This window comes from Azospirillum sp. TSO5 (assembly GCF_003116065.1).
GTDB lineage: Bacteria > Pseudomonadota > Alphaproteobacteria > Azospirillales > Azospirillaceae > Azospirillum.
On sequence record NZ_LGQY01000005.1, the window covers coordinates 1 to 15,481 of the forward strand.

The window sequence follows — 15,481 nt, forward strand, 5'->3', positions numbered from 1 at the left end:
GGGCGCGTCCCCGCCGATGATCGGCTGGGCCGCGGTGACCGGCACGGTCGATCTGCCGTCCGTCCTGCTGTTCCTGCTGATCTTCCTGTGGACGCCGCCGCATTTCTGGGCTCTGGCCCTGTTCCGCAACGGCGACTACACCCGCGCCGGCGTGCCGATGATGCCGGTGGTGGCGGGAGAGGCGGCGACCAAGCGCCAGATGCTGCTCTACACGCTGATCCTGCTGCCGGTGGCCGCGGCGCCGTACTTCGTCGGCATCGCCGGGCCGGTCTATCTGGCGGTGTCCGCCATCCTGGGCCTGATGTTCGTCGGCTGCGCCGTCCGCGTCCTGCGGGCAAGCGACGACAAGCCGGCCAAGAAGATGTTCGGTTTCTCGATCCTGTACCTGTTCCTGCTGTTCGCCGTGATGATGGGCGAGCGGATGATTCTTGGAGGGTGGGCATGACGGTGATGGAACGCGACGACCTGACCGATACCCGCACTTCGGTCGAAGAGCAGAGGCGGCAGGAGGCCGACCTGCGGGCCAAGAAGCTGCGTGGCCGCAATCTGGCGGTTCTGGCCGCGCTGCTGGCGCTGGTCGCCCTGTTCTACGCCATCACGGTTGTTCGGATGAGCGGGGCGCACTGATGGCCGGGCGCGACGACAGGCTGCGCCGCCGCAACCGCCTCATCCTCGGCAGCCTGTTCGGGCTGGTTGTGGGGATGATCGGGCTGACCTATGCGTCGGTCCCGCTCTACTCCCTGTTCTGTTCCGTCACCGGCTTTGGCGGCACGACCCAGCGGGCGGAACAGGCCGCGGTGCGCGTCGTCGACCGCAAGGTGACCATCCGCTTCAACGCCGACACCAACTCCGCCCTTCCCTGGGCCTTCAAGCCGGAGCAGAAGGAACTGGTGCTGAAGCTGGGTGAAACCGGGTTGGCCGCCTATCGCGCCGAGAACCGGTCGGCAAAGCCCACCGTCGGCACCGCCGTCTACAACGTCACGCCCGAAAAGGCGGGAGTCTATTTCAACAAAATTCAGTGCTTCTGCTTCGACGAGCAGATCCTGGAGCCCGGCCAAGTCGTGGACATGCCGGTGACCTTCTTCGTCGACCCGTCGATGGCCGACGATCCGAACATGGACGACGTGACCACCATCACGCTGTCCTACACCTTCTTCCGCGCCAAGGACAGTGAGGCCAAGCTCGCGCAGCACACGGCCACCGCATCCACGTCCGAGGCTCCGGGGGCAAGCAAACAAAAGGCGGAGCCGGGGGCGACCGCCACAAACTAAACAATATGGGGTAGTGAGACGATGGCCGACATCACCCACGGGCAAATGCCGCACGCCGAACCATCAGCCCATGAACCGGGCGCCGGCATCCCGCATCCCTACCATCTGCTGAAGCCCAGCCCCTGGCCGCTGATCGGCGCCTTTTCCGGCGGGCTTCTGGCGACCGGGCTGGTCATCTTCATGCATGGCGGCGGCAAGTTCCTGCTGGTGCTGGGCGTGCTGGCCATCCTGGTGACGATGTTCGGCTGGTGGCGCTCCGTCATCCGGGAATCGGTGGTCGAGCATGCCCACACGCCGGTGGTGAAGATCGGCCTGCGCTATGGCATGGCGCTGTTCATCGCGTCGGAAGTGATGTTCTTCGCCGCCTTCTTCTGGGCCTTTTTCCATGCGGCGCTGGAGCCCAAGGTTTCGCCGATCAATCCCGACGGCATCTGGCCGCCGCCGAATGTGCATGTCATCAATCCCTTCGACATGCCGCTGATGATGACGCTGACGCTGCTGCTGTCGGGCGTGACCGTCACCTGGGCGCATCATGCCATCATCGAGGGGCAGAACCGGACGGCCGCCAAGGCGCTGGGGCTGACCGTCCTGTTGGGCGTGATGTTCAGCTTTTTCCAGATCTATGAGTACGTCCACGCCGCCTTCAAGTTCACCGATGGCATCTTCCCGTCGACCTTCTACATGGCGACCGGCTTCCATGGCTTCCACGTGCTGGTCGGCACCATCTTCCTGGCGGTCTGCTGGGTGCGCACGGTGAAGGGGCATTTCACGCCGGAAAGCCATTTCGGTTTCGAGGCGGCGGCCTGGTACTGGCACTTCGTCGACGTCGTCTGGCTGTTCCTGTTCGTGTCGGTCTATTGGTGGGGTGGTTATGGCGGTGTGATCGCCGAACATTGACGCCACCGGTGCCGAGCCGTTCCGGCGGCCCATATGTCTGCCGGAACGGTCCGAGCGGGAGGTCATTGCGTGATCGATCTGTACCCCAGAGTATCCCCATTATCGGCGGGCCTGCACAGCGTCTGCCCGCGCTGCGGCAAGGGGCGGCTGTTCGACGGCTATCTGACGGTGGCGGAGCGCTGCAATGTCTGCGATCTGGATTTCTCCCAGGTTGACAGCGGCGACGGACCGGCGGTCTTCCTGATCTTCATCCTGGGTTTCCTGGTTGTGCCGGTGGCGCTCTGGGTGTCGATGACGGTGGACTGGCCGCTGTGGCTGCATGCCATCGTCTGGAGCATCGTCGTGCTGGCGCTGACGCTGGGCATGCTGCGGCCGGCGAAGGCCTATGTCGTCGCCTTGCAGTACCGCTATCGCCGCAGCGAAGTGGAGAAGGGGCCGTGAGCGCCACTGCAGTCGAGACGGGGGAGCGGCGCCGCTTCCGTCCGTCGTTGGGGGCGACGCTGGTCACTCTCGCTGGGCTGGCCGTGACCATCGGGCTCGGCACATGGCAGCTGGAGCGGCTGCAGTGGAAGCAGGACCTGATCGCGCGGATCGATCGGCAGATGGCCGAACCGGCGGTGCCTCTCCCCGCCCGCATCGACGATCCGACAGCGTGGGAGTTCCGTCCGGTGACGCTGGCCGGACGCTTCCTGAACGACAAGGAAATGCTGCTGATCGCCCGCCCGCATCAAGGACAGGTGGGCTACGAGGTTCTGACGCCATTCCAGCGGGCGGACGGGGCCGGCATCGTGCTGATCAATCGCGGTTTCGTGCCGATGGACCGCCGCGATCCGGCGACTCGTACCGCTGCGCGGGTTGAGGGCGAGGTGAGCGTCAAGGGCATCGTCCGCGTGCCGCAGCCGGCCGGTTTCTTCCAACCCGGCAACGGCACACCGGTGCCGGGTTCCGCCTGGATGCGCGCCGATCCGTCGGCGATGGCGGCGGCGCTGTCGCTGGGCGAGGTGGCTCCTGTGGTGGTGGAGATGCTGCCGGGGCAGGGGTCCGGGTTGCCCGGAGCGCCGGCCGGGACGCTGGCGGGGATTGCGCCGCGGGTGGAGTTGCCGAACAACCACCTGCAGTATGCCTTGACCTGGTATGGGCTTGCGGTGACGCTCGCCGGGATCTACGTGCTGTCTCAGCGCAAGCGCGCCGACACCGGAACCGACGGACGACCCGATGACCGCATATCAGGAGCTTGAACGCCGCCACGCCCGCATCGCCGCCATCGGCGACGCGCTGGGCATCCTCGGCTGGGACACCCAGACGATCATGCCGGAAGGGGCCAATGACGGCCGGGCGGAGCAGACCGCGACCCTGTCGGTGATCGCACACGAGTTGGCGACCGACCCGCGCATGGCCGACCTGCTGGCCGAGGCGGAGAGCGACGACAGCCTCGACGTTTGGCAGCGCGCCAATCTGCGCGAGATGCGCCGGAATCACGTTCACGCCACCGCTATCCCCGCCGATCTGGTTGAGGCGACCAGCAAGGCGGTGTCGGTCTGCGAAATGACTTGGCGGGCCGCTCGGGCGGAGAGCGATTTTGCCAAGCGGCTGCCATCCCTGACCGAGGTGCTGGCCCGCGTGCGCGAGGGGGCGGAGGCCCTGGGGTCCGTGATGGGGATCAGCGCCTATGATGCGCTGCTCGACAGCCACGACCCGGGTGCGCGGGCGGAGCGGATCGACGCGCTGTTCGCCGACCTGTCCGGTTTTCTGCCCGACCTGATCGGGCGTGTTCTCGACCGCCAAGCCGCGGGGCCGGCCGTGATCGAGCCGCAGGGGCCGTTTCCGGTCGATAAGCAGCGCGAGCTTGGCGTCCGCATGATGGAGCGGCTGGGCTTCGATTTCAGCCGCGGCCGGCTGGATGTGTCGCTGCATCCCTTCTGCGGTGGGGCGACCGGCGATGTGCGCATCACCACCCGTTACGACGAGGCGAACTTCACCGACGCGTTGATGGGCATCCTGCACGAGACCGGCCATGCGCTGTACGAGCAGAACCGTCCGCGCGCATGGTTGAGCCAGCCGGTGGGCCAATCGCGCGGCATGGCGGTGCATGAGAGCCAATCTCTGCTGATGGAGATGCAGGCCTGCCGCTCGGCCGAGTTCATCACTTGGTTGGCGCCGATGGTGCGCGAGACCTTCGTTGGGGAAGGGCCGGCTTGGGAGGCCGACAACCTGCGCCGGCTCTACAGCCGGGTGGAGCGCGGCTTCATTCGCGTCAATGCTGACGAAGTCACCTATCCCGCCCACATCATCCTGCGCTACCGCCTGGAAAAGGCGCTGATTGCCGGTGATCTGACCCTCCCGGACCTACCGGGCGCCTGGAACGACGGTATGGCCGAGCTGGTCGGGGTGGTGCCGCCGGACGACCGGCTTGGCTGCCTGCAGGATATCCACTGGCCCGGCGGCGGCTGGGGCTATTTCCCCAGCTACACGCTGGGCGCCATGACCGCCGCTCAACTGTTCGACGCCGCCCGCACCGCCGATCCCGAGATCGTCCCAGCGCTGTCGCGTGGCGAGTTCACGCCGCTGGTGAATTGGCTGCGGGTGAACGTGCATGAGACGGGCTGCTTCCACGCCTCCGGTGACGAACTGCTGACTGCGGCGACCGGCCGCCCGCTGGATTCGTCGGTGTTCAAGAGGCATCTGGAGCGGCGGTATCTCTGACCGCCAACTCGCGGGGAGCTTGCGGAAGCCTCTTGGCAAGCGCGGGAAATGGCTTATCTTTAGGGACAGGTACGCCGGGGTCTGATCTACCCCGACGCACCCATCCGATCAGCGGTTCAGAAGATCAAGGCACGCCTTGACGATCTGCAACAGCAGGATCAGGAGTGTGAGGATCTTATCCATCCTCTTCTCTCCCTTGTTTGTGTGCGGCGGTGGCGGCCTATCCGCCACCCCGTTCACACACCCGCACTATAGATGCATGGTTGCAGATGTGTGCGAGGCCGCTGGAAGGCGGCGTGCAAATTCCTGTGGATAAGCCGCTTCTCGAGAGCGCGAGCATATCGCGAGCAACTGCTTTGGCATGAAAAAGGCCGCCCATGAGGCGGCCGTTTTTCGTTGAGCGTGACTGCGACGATTACCCGCGTGCGGTGGTACGCAGCGTCTCCTCGGCGGCACGGATCAGGGCCATCGACTTGTTGACGGTCTCCTGATACTCGGCCTCCGGATCGCTGTCGGCGACGACGCCGCCGCCGGCCTGGACATACATCATGCCGTCCTTCAGCACGGCGGTGCGCAGCGCGATGCAGGTGTCCATCGCGCCCGACGCACCGAAATAACCGACGCAGCCGGCATAGACGCCGCGGCGGGCCTTCTCCAACTCGTCAATGATCTCCATCGCGCGGACCTTCGGCGCACCGGACACCGTACCGGCCGGGAAGCCGGCGACCAGGGCGTCGAGCGCGTCGAACTTCGGATCGAGGTCGCCCTCGACGTTGGAGACGATGTGCATGACGTGGCTGTAAAGCTCCACGATCATCTTGGACGTCACCTTGACCGTGCCGACCTTAGCCACCCGGCCGACGTCGTTGCGGCCGAGGTCGAGCAGCATCAGGTGCTCGGCCAATTCCTTCGGATCGCTCAGCAGATCGGCGGCCAGCGCCTCGTCTTCCGCCGTGGTGGCGCCACGCTTGCGGGTGCCGGCGATCGGGCGGACGGTGACCTTGCCGTCGCGCACCCGCACCAGGATCTCCGGGCTGGAGCCGACGACGGTCAACTCGCCGAAGTCGCAATGGAACAGGAAGGGCGACGGGTTCAGCCGGCGGAGCGTGCGGTACAGCGCCAGCGGCGACGGCTTGAAGGGGAAGCGGATGCGCTGGGACGGCACGACCTGGAAGATGTCGCCGGCACGGATGTACTCCTTCGCCTTCTCCACGATCGCGTGATACTCCTCACGCGTCGTGTTGGAGGTCCAGGCCAGCGGCAGACCGTTCTCCGTCCGCGGCTCCCGCCGGTAGGGAAGGGGACGTTCCAGATCAGCCAGCGCGTCGGTCAGCCGTTCCCGCGCGTCGGCATAGGCCGTGGCGGCATCCTTGCCGGGCTTCGGCCAGACCGGCGTCACCAGCGTGATCGAATCGGTGTGGCTGTCGAAGATGGCGACGATGCTGGGCCGGGTCAGGATCGCGTCCGGGATGTTCAGCTCGTCCGGATTGTTGTCCGGCAGCCGCTCCATCAGGCGGACCATGTCGTAGGTCATGTAGCCGAACAGGCCGGCGGCCATCGGCGGCAGTTCTTCCGGCAGCGGGATCCGGCTCTCGTTGATCAGCGCGCGCAACGCTTCCAACGGCGCCTTGTCGAGGGGCTGGAAAGCGTCGCGGTCGTGCAGGGCGTCACGGTTGATCTCCGCCTTGTTGCCGCGCGACCGCCACACCACGTCGGGCTTGAAGCCGATCACCGAATAGCGGTCGCGCCGCGATCCGGCCCCGCGCTCCGCCGACTCAAGCAGGAAACCGAACGGACGTCCATCCGCCAGCTTCATATAGGCGGAAACCGGCGTCTCCAGATCGCTGACCAGCGTGGTCCACACCACCTGCGGCCGACCGGCGGCGTAAGCGGCATCGAAGGTGGTGGTATCGGGCTGGACCTTCACGGCACGGAACCTCTTGGGGTTGCTGTCGGCTGAGCCGGAGACTCAGTTGCTGGCGAAGAACTGGTCGATGCGCTGGCGGTGGATGCGGACCGGATACTTGTCCCGCAGCGCGTTGGTGAATTCGGCCACCAGATCGTTCTCCATCCCCTGTTCGACCGATGCGCGGACCGGCGCCAGATCGGCGTCGGCGGCCTTCGGGTCGGCCGGGATGACCTCCTTCAACCGGGCGACGACCTGGGCATCGGCGGTGTTGCCGGTGACGACCTCGTTCGGCTTGGCGGCGAACAGCTTGGCGACCATGTCGGCCGGCAGGCCCTGGACCGACTGGGCATCACGGGTGAAGGGGGCGGTCATGGCGAAGCTGGCGCCGGCCTGGGTGGCGACGTCCTGCGCGGCGGCTTCCGAGCCCTGCTTCAGGCGGGCGGCGATCTCCTCCGCCTTCTTGGCGGCGCGCTCGGCGCGCTGCTCCTGCTGCCAGTCGGCGACGACCTGATCGCGCACGTCGGCGAGCGGACGGACAGCGGCGGGGATCACGCTGTCGACGCGGACGGCGGTGAAAACGCTGCCCTCGCCCTCGGTCAGGTTGGAGGTGGCGCCGGTCTTCAGCTGGAAAGCATTCGACAGCTGAGCCTTCAAGCCCGGAAGGTCGGGGGCGGCGTCCTTGCCGTCCGGCGCCTTGCCGGTGCTGTCGACGGCGGCGACCTTGGTCAGGGCCAGACCCTGGGCCTGCGCGACTTCCTCCAGCGGCGCACCGCTGGCGAGCTGGTCCTCGACCCGATTGGCGATGGAGAAGACGGAGTCGAGCGCCTGCTCCTTCTTCAACTCCGCCTCCAACTGGCCGCGCACGTCCTCGAAGCTCTTGGTCGAGCCGGGGGTGACGCCGGTGACGGCCATCACATGCCAGCCGAGCGCGCTCTTGATCGGGTCGGAGGGCTTGCCGGGCTCCAGCGCGAAGGCGGCGTCGCCGATTTCCGGCAGGTCGGCCTTGGCGATGTTGTCCAGGGTCACCGGCTCGACGCCGGCATCCTTGGCGGCTTCGGCGAGGCCCTTGGCCTTCGCGGCTTCGGCGATCTGCTTGGCCTTCGCCTCGTCGTCGACCACCACCATCTGCACGGTGCGCTTTTCCGGGGCGCCGAATTCGTTCGCGCGCTCCTCATACGCCTTGCGCAGCTGGGCATCATCGATCTTGATGTCCTTGGCCAGCACGTCGGGCGACAGGCGGGCGACCGTCAAGGCGCGGTATTCCGGGGCGGTGAAGCGGACCTGATGGTCCTCATACGACTGCTTGATCGTCGCGTCGTCGGGCACACCGACATCGCCGATGGCGGCGTTGGGCAGGGTCACCACCTCCGCCACGCGCTTTTCGCCGCGATAGCGGTAGAGGTCCTGCACCAGCGGCTGCGGCGGAGTGAGGCCGGCGGACACCGCACCGGCGACCAGCTGGCGCGCCGTCTCGCGCTGGATCATCGCGACATAGCCGTCCTCGGTCAGCTGGTTGTTGCGCAGCACCGACCGGAAGACGTTCGGGTCGAACTGGCCCTGCTGGTTGCGGAAGGCCGGCTCTTCGGCGATGCGCATGCGGACCACCTCCGGCCCGACGGCAATGCCCATGTCGGCCGCCGCGAGGTCGAACAGCGTGCGCTGGACCAGCGATTGCAGCGACTGCTCCAGAAGGCCGAATCGCTTGGCCTGCTCGGCGGTCAGGTTGCCGCCCAGCATCGGGCGAAGCCGTTCCATCTGCCGGCGGAATTCCTGGTCCAGCGCCTGCTGCCCGATCTCCACCTTGCCGACCTCGGCGACGGTGGTGGGAGTGGTGGAGCGGAACACGTCACCGATCCCCCAGATGCCGAAGCTGAGGATCAACAGCACGAACAGGATCTTGACGACCCAGGAGCCGGCGAAATTGCGGATGAACTGGAGCATGGGACCCGAATCTAAGCGCGTCGTTCGGCCATCCGGCCGGGGCGGCGCATCATAGATAGGGGAGGGTGGGGCGGCAACAGCCCATTTCCACACCGCCGAGCTCCGGCGTCGTTCCTCTCGTCAGGGTCAATTCGCAAACGAACGCCCCGGCTCCACGGAAAAGGTGGGGCCGGGGCGTCGGAAACTCACCGGTTACCGGAGCCCTTGGCGGGTGCCGGGATCACTTCAACGCGTCTCGCACGGCATCCTTGGCGCCGCCGATGCTGTTCTGAACCTTGCCGGCGGCCTTCTCGCCGCGGCCCTCGGCCTCGGTCTTGGTGTCGCCGGTCAGCTTGCCGGCCGCTTCCTTGATCGAGCCCTTGACGGAACGGGCGGCGCCCTCGATCCGGTCCTTGTCCATGGTGGCAACCTCTTTCGTGTTGGTTATGCCGGAACAACAGGACGGAAGGGGAAAGGGTCCATTACAAATAATACACGAAAGACAAGTCGGCCCCGCTGAGGGATTCGCGGATCAGGCCCGGCGCGGTTCGTCGATGCCGCGGCCGGCCCCGCGTGGCGGGGTGCCGCCGGTGCGCATCGGACCGGCGCTGTGCCGGCGCAGCGCCGCCAATTGCAGGGCGTGGTGGGCGATCTTGTCGCGGAAATCGCGGTCGACGCGGCTGAAGGCGCTGTAGGCCAGCCTCACCGCCGCCGGGGAGCGGGTGCGCAGGGCCTCATTCAGGGAATCGCGCAGGGTGCGCAGTTCGAGGATGCCGGGAACGAACGCCATCTCGACCGCCTCCGCCAGGATTTCGACGGAACACAGCGTCGCTTCGTCGTCGAGCGTAAGCCTCACTCTGCCGCGTCCAATCCGATCGTCAGGGCTGATGGTCAGGAACCAAGCAGGTCGAGAACCGCCGACAGACAGCGGTGACGGACCAGGCACTCCTCGCAGCATCGGACGGCCTGCGTCGGCTGCGGGCAGTGCTGACGGCGCAATGTCTCCAGTCCCTGAAACAGGACGTGCTTCTTCGCATCCGAGATCACGTCGGTGGCCTGGATCGTTTCGAAAGCGTCCCGCATAGGGTTGGTCGCATCTATGAACATCGCCGCATGCCTCCGTTACCAGCGAATCTATGCCGCACCCTCGGTGAAGTCCATGAATGCTCTGTAATATTGCGGCGGCAAATTGAAACGAGCTGTGCCGCAATTCACCGGCGCGCAACGCATTGACGCGGCAATCGGCGATGGGCAGCATCGGCCCGGTCGATGACGGGGAAGAAACGGAGGCAGGATGGCGCGGGCGCTGGGGACGACGCTGGCCGTCTATGGTGCGGCTGCACTGGCGGAGATCGCCGGCTGCTTCGCCTTCTGGGCCTGGATACGGCTGGGGCGGAGCGCATGGTGGGTGCTGCCCGGACTGGCGAGCCTCTGCCTGTTCGCGTGGCTGCTGACACGGGCCGATGCCGACTTCGCCGGGCGGGCCTATGCCGCCTATGGCGGCGTCTACATCGCGGCGTCGCTGCTGTGGCTCTGGCTGGTCGAGGGCGCGCGGCCGGACCGCTGGGACGCGGCCGGCGCATTGGTCTGTCTGGCCGGGGCGGCGCTTATTCTTGCCGGCCCGCGCGGGGGCTGAAGGTTGGCGGCCGGTTGACGGAGCGCCGCAGGGCAGGACCGTTCACCAGAACGAGGCGGCCGGCGTCGTCCACCCGCAGATAGGCGCCGACGCGCACGGTCCGGCGAAGGATATCGTCGTTGAGCATGATCTGCGCATCGGCCAGGGACAGCGGAGTGCCCTGGTAGTACGCACGGCCGTCGGCGTGGCTGATCTGGCTGAATGCGTTGGTCATGTCTGAATGCTCCCAATCGATTTCTTGAACTGCGGACCGTTGGCGGACCCGAAGCGACGGCAGCATCCGGCGTGACGCTGGTGGTTCACGCCTGTGGCTGCGGCCATTGTCGGACAAACGCCTGGGACGTCCGGTTTATTCCTCCATCGCGGGCTGTGAGGCGAATTGCTTCCCGTGCGGGGAATGTGTGGAGAGAATCCTGGGGCCGATACCGCCTCAGGTCCAGTCCATTGCGGTGGATGCCACCGAATTGTCGCAGACCACACGCGCAAAAGCTGTGGTGGTGCGGCCGGGCGCGGCCGTTTATTCCCGGAACCGTGCCGCGCATTGAACCATGTCAATCATGTGTCGGACTCTAACCGTTAGAGTGCGAATGCATCACGGGCAACGGATTGCGCAAATCTTTGGCATTTGCGGGATTGCTTGGCGTTGGAAATAAAGCCGGACGGGGTCATAATACCTCCGTCGGGTGTCCGATTCAGCCGCCGGGCGACCGTCGGTGCATCATCAGGCCGCCCTTTCCGGCGGTATAGAGAAAAGCGGATCGTTTCGTGAACCTACAACCGGCGGATCAGATGAACGGTTCCGAAAGCAGCGGTTCCAGCGGGGCGCAGGCCGCCGCGATGCCGCGTGATCCCGCCTTTCTGGCCTCTTTGGCCGCCAGCCTGCTGGACGATGGCGGGATGGCGCTGGTCTATCTGGACCGTGACGGCTTGTGCCGCCATGCCGATCCGCATTTCGCGGCGGTTCTGGACCGCTCGCCGGCGGACCTGATTGGCTGCGCGCTGGTCGGCATCGCCCATCCCGTGACCGCGGCGCTGGCCGCTGCCATTGCGACGCTGGAAGGTTCGCCGGTGCCGACCTCCGCGCCGGTCGATTGCCCGACGGTCGGTTGCGACGGCCGCCGCTCGATCCTCAGCGGCAGCGTGATCGCCCATCGCGATGCCGCCGGTGCGACTGTCGGCTATCTCGGCACCTTTCACCTGACCGGCGATCCCGACCGCATCGCGGAGTTCGTGACCTGCCGGGATTCCTTCATCGCCACCCTGCTGGACGCGGCGGTGGACGGCATCATCGTCTCGGACCGCAGCGGCATCATTCGCTCCATCAACCGCGCCTGCTGCCGCCTGTTCGGCTACGAGGACGGTGAACTGGTCGGGCGGAACATGTCGATCCTGATGCCGCCACCCTTTTCGCGCGACCATGGCCGCTACGTCGACACCTATATGCGGACCGACCGGCCCAAGATCATCGGCATCGGCCGCGAAACGCTGGGTCAGCGCAAGGACGGCACGGTGTTCCCCATCCATCTCAGCGTCGGTCAGGCGCGGCTGGGCGAGGATGTGACCTTCGTCGGCATCATCCGCGACATCTCCGAACGCCTCGCGGCGGAGCAGCGCGCCTCCTACCTCGCGCGGCACGATCCGCTGACCGGCGTCCTGACCCGCACCGCCTTCCTCGAGGAATGCGAGGCTCTGTTCGCCGGCAGCCGCGCCGAGGGGAAAGACGTGGCTTCGGGCGGGAGCCTGTTCGCGCTGTTCTCGCTCGACGTCGACCAGTTCAGCGACGTGAACGAAGCCTTCGGCTTCCATGTCGGCGACGCCGCGCTGAAGGCGATGGTCAGCCGCGTGACGGAGGTGCTGCCGCCCAACACCATCATCTGCCGCATCGCCGCCGACGAATTCGCGGCGCTGTCACGGGTGACCGATGCCGACCACGCGCGCACGCTGGCCGGTGTGCTGCACGACAGGCTGACCGCGTCGATCTACGCCGACCGGCATTGGGTGCGGCTGCGCCTGTCGGTCGGTGCCGCGGTGCAGGACGACACGGTCAGCACGCTGGAGGACCTGAACGCCAAGGCCAAACTGGCCCTGCAGGCGGTGCAGCACAATGGCGGCAACGCCGTCTGCTTCTACACGCCGGAAATGGCGGCGGCGGCGACCCGGCGGATGATGCTGACCATGCATCTGACACACGCCATCGAGCGCAACGAGCTTCGCCTCGTCTACCAGCCCATCGTCGACAAGGCCGGCCGGGTCCGGTCGGCGGAAGCGCTGCTGCGCTGGGACCATCATGCGCTGGGGCCGGTCTCGCCCGGCGAGTTCATTCCGGTCGCGGAGGAAAGCGGCCTGATCGTGCCGATCACCGACTGGGTGCTGTCGACCGCGGTCGCCCAGATGGCGGTCTGGGAGGCGGATGGCGTGCTGCCCGACCGCGTCTTCCTCAACATCTCCGGCCAGCAGTTCCTGCGCGGCAACCTGACGCTCCGGCTGGAGGAGTTGCTGGCCGAGCATTCGTCGCTGCGCAGCCATCTGGGGCTGGAGATCACCGAACAGGCGGCGGTGCGCGACCTGAAGGTGGCGGTGCGGACGCTGGGCGAACTGGCCGATCTTGGCATCCAGGCGGCCATCGACGATTTCGGGTCCGGCTATTCCTCGCTCAGCTATGTGCAGCAGCTGCCGGTGGCGAAGCTGAAGATCGACCGCGCCTTCGTCATCGACGTGCCGGAGAACCCCAAGAGCAACGCGCTTGTCCGCGCCGCCGTCGGCATGGCGCACGGCCTGGGCCTGACCACGGTGGCGGAAGGGGTGGAGACGGCGGAGCAGCGCGATTTCCTGGTGTCGGTCGGCTGCGATCTGATGCAGGGCTATCTGTTCGGCCGCCCGATGCCGCCCGAGGCGCTGGCCGACATGGTGCGCTCCCAAGCCGCACCTGCGATCGCCTGATCGCTCCCCTTGGGGTGAATCCTGTCTCGACAGCGTCAGCTGCAAATGATATCCATTCTCACGGAATTGAGAGCCATTCGCAGTCCGGGAGTGATGGATGTTCATCGACAAGATCGCTGGTGTCGCGTTTGCCGTCGGCGCCTTGACCGCCTTTTCGGTCCAGGCTCAGGAAGTCAATGTCTACAACTCGCGGCACTACAACACCGACCGCGCGATCTATGAAACCTTCACGAAGTCGACCGGAATCAAGGTCAACATCATCGAAGGCAACCATGATGAACTGATCCAGCGCATGAAGTCGGAAGGGCCCAGCAGCCCGGCCGACCTGTTCATCACCGTGGATGCCGGCCGTCTGGCCGCGGCGGCCACGGAAGGGCTGCTCGCCCCGGTGACCTCGCCGGCGCTGGAGGCGGTCAAGGTTCCGGCCAACCTGCGCGACCCGGCGGGGGCCTGGTGGGGACTGTCCAGCCGCGCCCGCATCATCGTCTACGCCCGCGACCGGGTGAAGCCGGAGCAGATCAAGGATTACGAGGATCTCGCCAAGCCGGAGTGGAAGCACCGCGTTCTGACCCGCAGCGGCACCCATCCCTACAGCCTCGCCCTGACCGCCTCGATGATCGAAGCGCTGGGCGAGGAAAAGACGGAGGAGTGGGTGAAGGGTCTCGTCGCCAACCTCGCGCGTCCGCCGCAGGGCGGCGACACCGACCAGATCCGGGCGGTCGCGGTGGGCGAGGGCGACGTCGCCATCGCCAACACCTATTACGTCGGCAAGATGATCACCTCGGCCAAGCAGGAGGATCGCGAGGTCGCGTCCAAGGTCGGGGTCATCTTCCCCAACCAGGGCAACCGTGGCACCCACGTGAACCTCAGTGGCGCCGGCGTGGTGAAGACCTCCAAGAACCAGGAGAATGCCCGCAAGCTGCTGGAATATCTGCTGAGCCCAGAAGCACAGCGCCAGTTCGCCGACGGCAACATGGAATATCCGGTCAACCCGGCGGTCCAGCCGCATCCGGAACTGGTGAAGCTCGGCAGCTTCAAAGCGGCCGAGGTGAATGCCGCCTCCTTCGCCGCCCACACGCCGCAGGCGCTGCGCATCATGGACCGTGCCGGCTGGAAGTAAGATGACCGACGCTCCGTCTCCTTCCGTCATCCTCTCCGGCATCACCCACCGCTATGGGCAACTGACCGCGGTCGACAATGTCTCGCTGTCGGTCGCCCCGCGCGAGGTGGTGTGCATCGTCGGTCCGTCCGGCTGCGGCAAGTCGACCCTGCTGCGTCTGATCAGCGGACTGGAGTCGGTTCAGAAGGGCGAGATCGCGGTGGAGGGGCAGCAACTCGCCACCGCGGCCCGGTCTCTGCCGCCGGAAAAGCGGCCGGTCGGCATGATGTTCCAGGACTTCGCGCTGTTCCCGCACCTGACGGTGGCGGGCAACATCGCCTTCGGCCAGACCGGCCGTCCACGCGCCGAACGCAAGCGCCGGGTGGAAGAGTTGCTGGAGACCATGGCGCTGACCCGCTATGCCGACGCCTATCCGCACACCCTGTCGGGCGGCCAGCAGCAGCGGGTGGCGCTGGCCCGCGCCATGGCGCGCGACCCCAAGGTCCTTCTGCTGGACGAGCCCTTCTCTGCCCTGGACGAGCAGCTCCGCCGGTCGGTGCGGGAGGAGGTGGTGCGGATCATCCGCGCCAGCGGCATCGCCACCATCGTCGTCACCCACGACCCGGAAGAGGCGATGGAGATGGGCAACCGCGTGGTGGTGATGGAGGCCGGACGCATCATCCAGGCCGACACGCCGGTCACCCTTTACCAGCGCCCGGCCAACAGCTTCGTCGCCCGCCTGTTCGGCGAGGTGAACCGCTTCGAAGCGACGGTGCGCGATGGGCAGATCGTCACGCCGCTCGGCCCGGTCTTGGCGCCTGGCCTTCCCGGCGGGACGAAGGTCGAGGTCGCGTGCCGGGTGGAGGATCTGGAACTGGTGCCGCTGGGCGCCCGACCCGACGCCGTTCCGGTGCGGGTGCGCCATTCCAGCTTCCTGGGGCCGGCGACGCGGGTGTGCCTGGATCTGGGCGGGGCGGAAATCCATGCGCGCCTGCCGGGGCATGTGGATGTCCGCACCGGTGAAGAACTGTCCGCCGCGATGGCGGCCGAGCGGGTGATGGTGTTTCCGGCGGGGTGATGGGCGAGTTGTCGAGCACGATGCCCCC

At 66.7% G+C, this 15,481-nt stretch carries 17 protein-coding genes; 11 read left to right on the forward strand and 6 right to left on the reverse strand.

Annotated elements, in window-relative coordinates; translation table 11 throughout:
* The 7 genes from TSO5_RS00645 to TSO5_RS00675 form a co-directional block, all read left to right on the forward strand.
* Positions 1 to 445 (forward strand): UbiA family prenyltransferase (locus TSO5_RS00645; protein WP_199230780.1); only part of this gene is annotated, 445 nt, incomplete at its 5' end.
* Complete coding sequence (locus TSO5_RS00650) at positions 442 to 627, forward strand: hypothetical protein (protein ID WP_109149803.1); 186 nt, start codon at positions 442 to 444, stop codon at positions 625 to 627. The genes TSO5_RS00645 and TSO5_RS00650, both read left to right, overlap by 4 nt.
* Entirely contained in the window at positions 627 to 1,271 is a 645-nt protein-coding gene (locus TSO5_RS00655; protein ID WP_109149804.1) for a cytochrome c oxidase assembly protein, read from the forward strand. Before TSO5_RS00650 ends, TSO5_RS00655 begins: the two co-directional genes overlap by 1 nt.
* A 21-nt stretch (positions 1,272 to 1,292) precedes the next feature.
* On the forward strand, positions 1,293 to 2,168 hold the full coding sequence (locus TSO5_RS00660; RefSeq protein WP_199230781.1) for a cytochrome c oxidase subunit 3: 876 nt from the start codon (positions 1,293 to 1,295) through the stop codon (positions 2,166 to 2,168).
* A gap of 33 nt (positions 2,169 to 2,201) precedes the next feature.
* Complete coding sequence (locus TSO5_RS00665; protein WP_109149805.1) at positions 2,202 to 2,609, forward strand: DUF983 domain-containing protein; 408 nt, start codon at positions 2,202 to 2,204, stop codon at positions 2,607 to 2,609.
* A complete protein-coding gene (locus tag TSO5_RS00670) occupies positions 2,606 to 3,406 on the forward strand; it encodes an SURF1 family protein (RefSeq protein WP_109149806.1) in 801 nt (266 codons plus the stop codon). The genes TSO5_RS00665 and TSO5_RS00670 overlap by 4 nt, the downstream gene beginning before the upstream one ends.
* The gene (locus TSO5_RS00675; protein WP_109149807.1) at positions 3,384 to 4,871 is read left to right on the forward strand and encodes a carboxypeptidase M32; all 1,488 of its coding nucleotides are present in this window, start codon (positions 3,384 to 3,386) and stop codon (positions 4,869 to 4,871) included. Before TSO5_RS00670 ends, TSO5_RS00675 begins: the two co-directional genes overlap by 23 nt.
* Positions 4,872 to 5,286: 415 nt before the next feature.
* Here the strand turns inward: TSO5_RS00675 and trpE are convergent, their stop codons facing one another.
* From trpE to TSO5_RS00700, 5 genes are all read right to left on the reverse strand, one after another.
* Positions 5,287 to 6,798 carry an anthranilate synthase component I gene (trpE, locus tag TSO5_RS00680; RefSeq protein ID WP_109149808.1) on the reverse strand — a complete coding sequence of 504 codons (1,512 nt, stop codon included), beginning with the start codon at positions 6,796 to 6,798 and terminating at the stop codon, positions 5,287 to 5,289.
* Positions 6,799 to 6,840: 42 nt separating this feature from the next.
* Positions 6,841 to 8,721, reverse strand: coding sequence for a peptidylprolyl isomerase (locus TSO5_RS00685; protein ID WP_109149809.1), 1,881 nt, complete (start codon positions 8,719 to 8,721; stop codon positions 6,841 to 6,843).
* Positions 8,722 to 8,941: 220 nt separating this feature from the next.
* Positions 8,942 to 9,121 carry a CsbD family protein gene (locus TSO5_RS00690; protein WP_109149810.1) on the reverse strand — a complete coding sequence of 60 codons (180 nt, stop codon included), beginning with the start codon at positions 9,119 to 9,121 and terminating at the stop codon, positions 8,942 to 8,944.
* 111 nt (positions 9,122 to 9,232) lie between these two features.
* Positions 9,233 to 9,556: a hypothetical protein gene (locus tag TSO5_RS00695; RefSeq protein ID WP_109149811.1), complete on the reverse strand. Its 324-nt coding sequence runs from the start codon at positions 9,554 to 9,556 to the stop codon at positions 9,233 to 9,235.
* Between the two features lie 35 nt (positions 9,557 to 9,591).
* Positions 9,592 to 9,807: a hypothetical protein gene (locus tag TSO5_RS00700; RefSeq protein WP_109149812.1), complete on the reverse strand. Its 216-nt coding sequence runs from the start codon at positions 9,805 to 9,807 to the stop codon at positions 9,592 to 9,594.
* 187 nt (positions 9,808 to 9,994) lie between these two features.
* Between TSO5_RS00700 and TSO5_RS00705 the strand changes: the two genes are divergently transcribed.
* Positions 9,995 to 10,336, forward strand: coding sequence for a YnfA family protein (locus tag TSO5_RS00705; protein ID WP_109149813.1), 342 nt, complete (start codon positions 9,995 to 9,997; stop codon positions 10,334 to 10,336).
* Here TSO5_RS00705 and TSO5_RS00710 read toward each other — a convergent pair.
* Positions 10,308 to 10,550, reverse strand: coding sequence for a hypothetical protein (locus tag TSO5_RS00710; RefSeq protein WP_109076400.1), 243 nt, complete (start codon positions 10,548 to 10,550; stop codon positions 10,308 to 10,310). The two genes, TSO5_RS00705 and TSO5_RS00710, sit on opposite strands and share 29 nt — an antisense overlap.
* Before the next feature lie 575 nt (positions 10,551 to 11,125).
* On the opposite strand from TSO5_RS00710, the gene TSO5_RS00715 reads away from it, so the two are divergent.
* From TSO5_RS00715 to TSO5_RS00725, 3 genes are all read left to right on the forward strand, one after another.
* Positions 11,126 to 13,276, forward strand: coding sequence for a bifunctional diguanylate cyclase/phosphodiesterase (locus TSO5_RS00715; protein WP_109149814.1), 2,151 nt, complete (start codon positions 11,126 to 11,128; stop codon positions 13,274 to 13,276).
* 97 nt (positions 13,277 to 13,373) lie between these two features.
* Positions 13,374 to 14,396 (forward strand): Fe(3+) ABC transporter substrate-binding protein, encoded by a 1,023-nt coding sequence (locus tag TSO5_RS00720; protein ID WP_109149815.1) that lies wholly within the window; start codon positions 13,374 to 13,376, stop codon positions 14,394 to 14,396.
* A 1-nt stretch (position 14,397) separates the two neighbouring features.
* The gene (locus TSO5_RS00725; RefSeq protein ID WP_109149816.1) at positions 14,398 to 15,453 is read left to right on the forward strand and encodes an ABC transporter ATP-binding protein; all 1,056 of its coding nucleotides are present in this window, start codon (positions 14,398 to 14,400) and stop codon (positions 15,451 to 15,453) included.
* The last annotated feature ends 28 nt before the right edge of the window (positions 15,454 to 15,481 follow it).

Bases quoted from the DNA above. Each gene is read 5' to 3' on its own strand.
- TSO5_RS00650 (WP_109149803.1), top strand. From the start codon at position 442: ATGACGGTGATGGAACGCGACGACCTGACCGATACCCGCACTTCGGTC.
- TSO5_RS00655 (WP_109149804.1), top strand. From the start codon at position 627: ATGGCCGGGCGCGACGACAGGCTGCGCCGCCGCAACCGCCTCATCCTC.
- TSO5_RS00660 (WP_199230781.1), top strand. From the start codon at position 1,293: ATGGCCGACATCACCCACGGGCAAATGCCGCACGCCGAACCATCAGCC.
- TSO5_RS00665 (WP_109149805.1), top strand. From the start codon at position 2,202: ATGTCTGCCGGAACGGTCCGAGCGGGAGGTCATTGCGTGATCGATCTG.
- TSO5_RS00675 (WP_109149807.1), top strand. From the start codon at position 3,384: ATGACCGCATATCAGGAGCTTGAACGCCGCCACGCCCGCATCGCCGCC.
- TSO5_RS00685 (WP_109149809.1), bottom strand. From the start codon at position 8,721: ATGCTCCAGTTCATCCGCAATTTCGCCGGCTCCTGGGTCGTCAAGATC.
- TSO5_RS00690 (WP_109149810.1), bottom strand. From the start codon at position 9,121: ATGGACAAGGACCGGATCGAGGGCGCCGCCCGTTCCGTCAAGGGCTCG.
- TSO5_RS00700 (WP_109149812.1), bottom strand. From the start codon at position 9,807: ATGTTCATAGATGCGACCAACCCTATGCGGGACGCTTTCGAAACGATC.
- TSO5_RS00705 (WP_109149813.1), top strand. From the start codon at position 9,995: ATGGCGCGGGCGCTGGGGACGACGCTGGCCGTCTATGGTGCGGCTGCA.
- TSO5_RS00710 (WP_109076400.1), bottom strand. From the start codon at position 10,550: ATGACCAACGCATTCAGCCAGATCAGCCACGCCGACGGCCGTGCGTAC.
- TSO5_RS00715 (WP_109149814.1), top strand. From the start codon at position 11,126: ATGAACGGTTCCGAAAGCAGCGGTTCCAGCGGGGCGCAGGCCGCCGCG.
- TSO5_RS00720 (WP_109149815.1), top strand. From the start codon at position 13,374: ATGTTCATCGACAAGATCGCTGGTGTCGCGTTTGCCGTCGGCGCCTTG.
- TSO5_RS00725 (WP_109149816.1), top strand. From the start codon at position 14,398: ATGACCGACGCTCCGTCTCCTTCCGTCATCCTCTCCGGCATCACCCAC.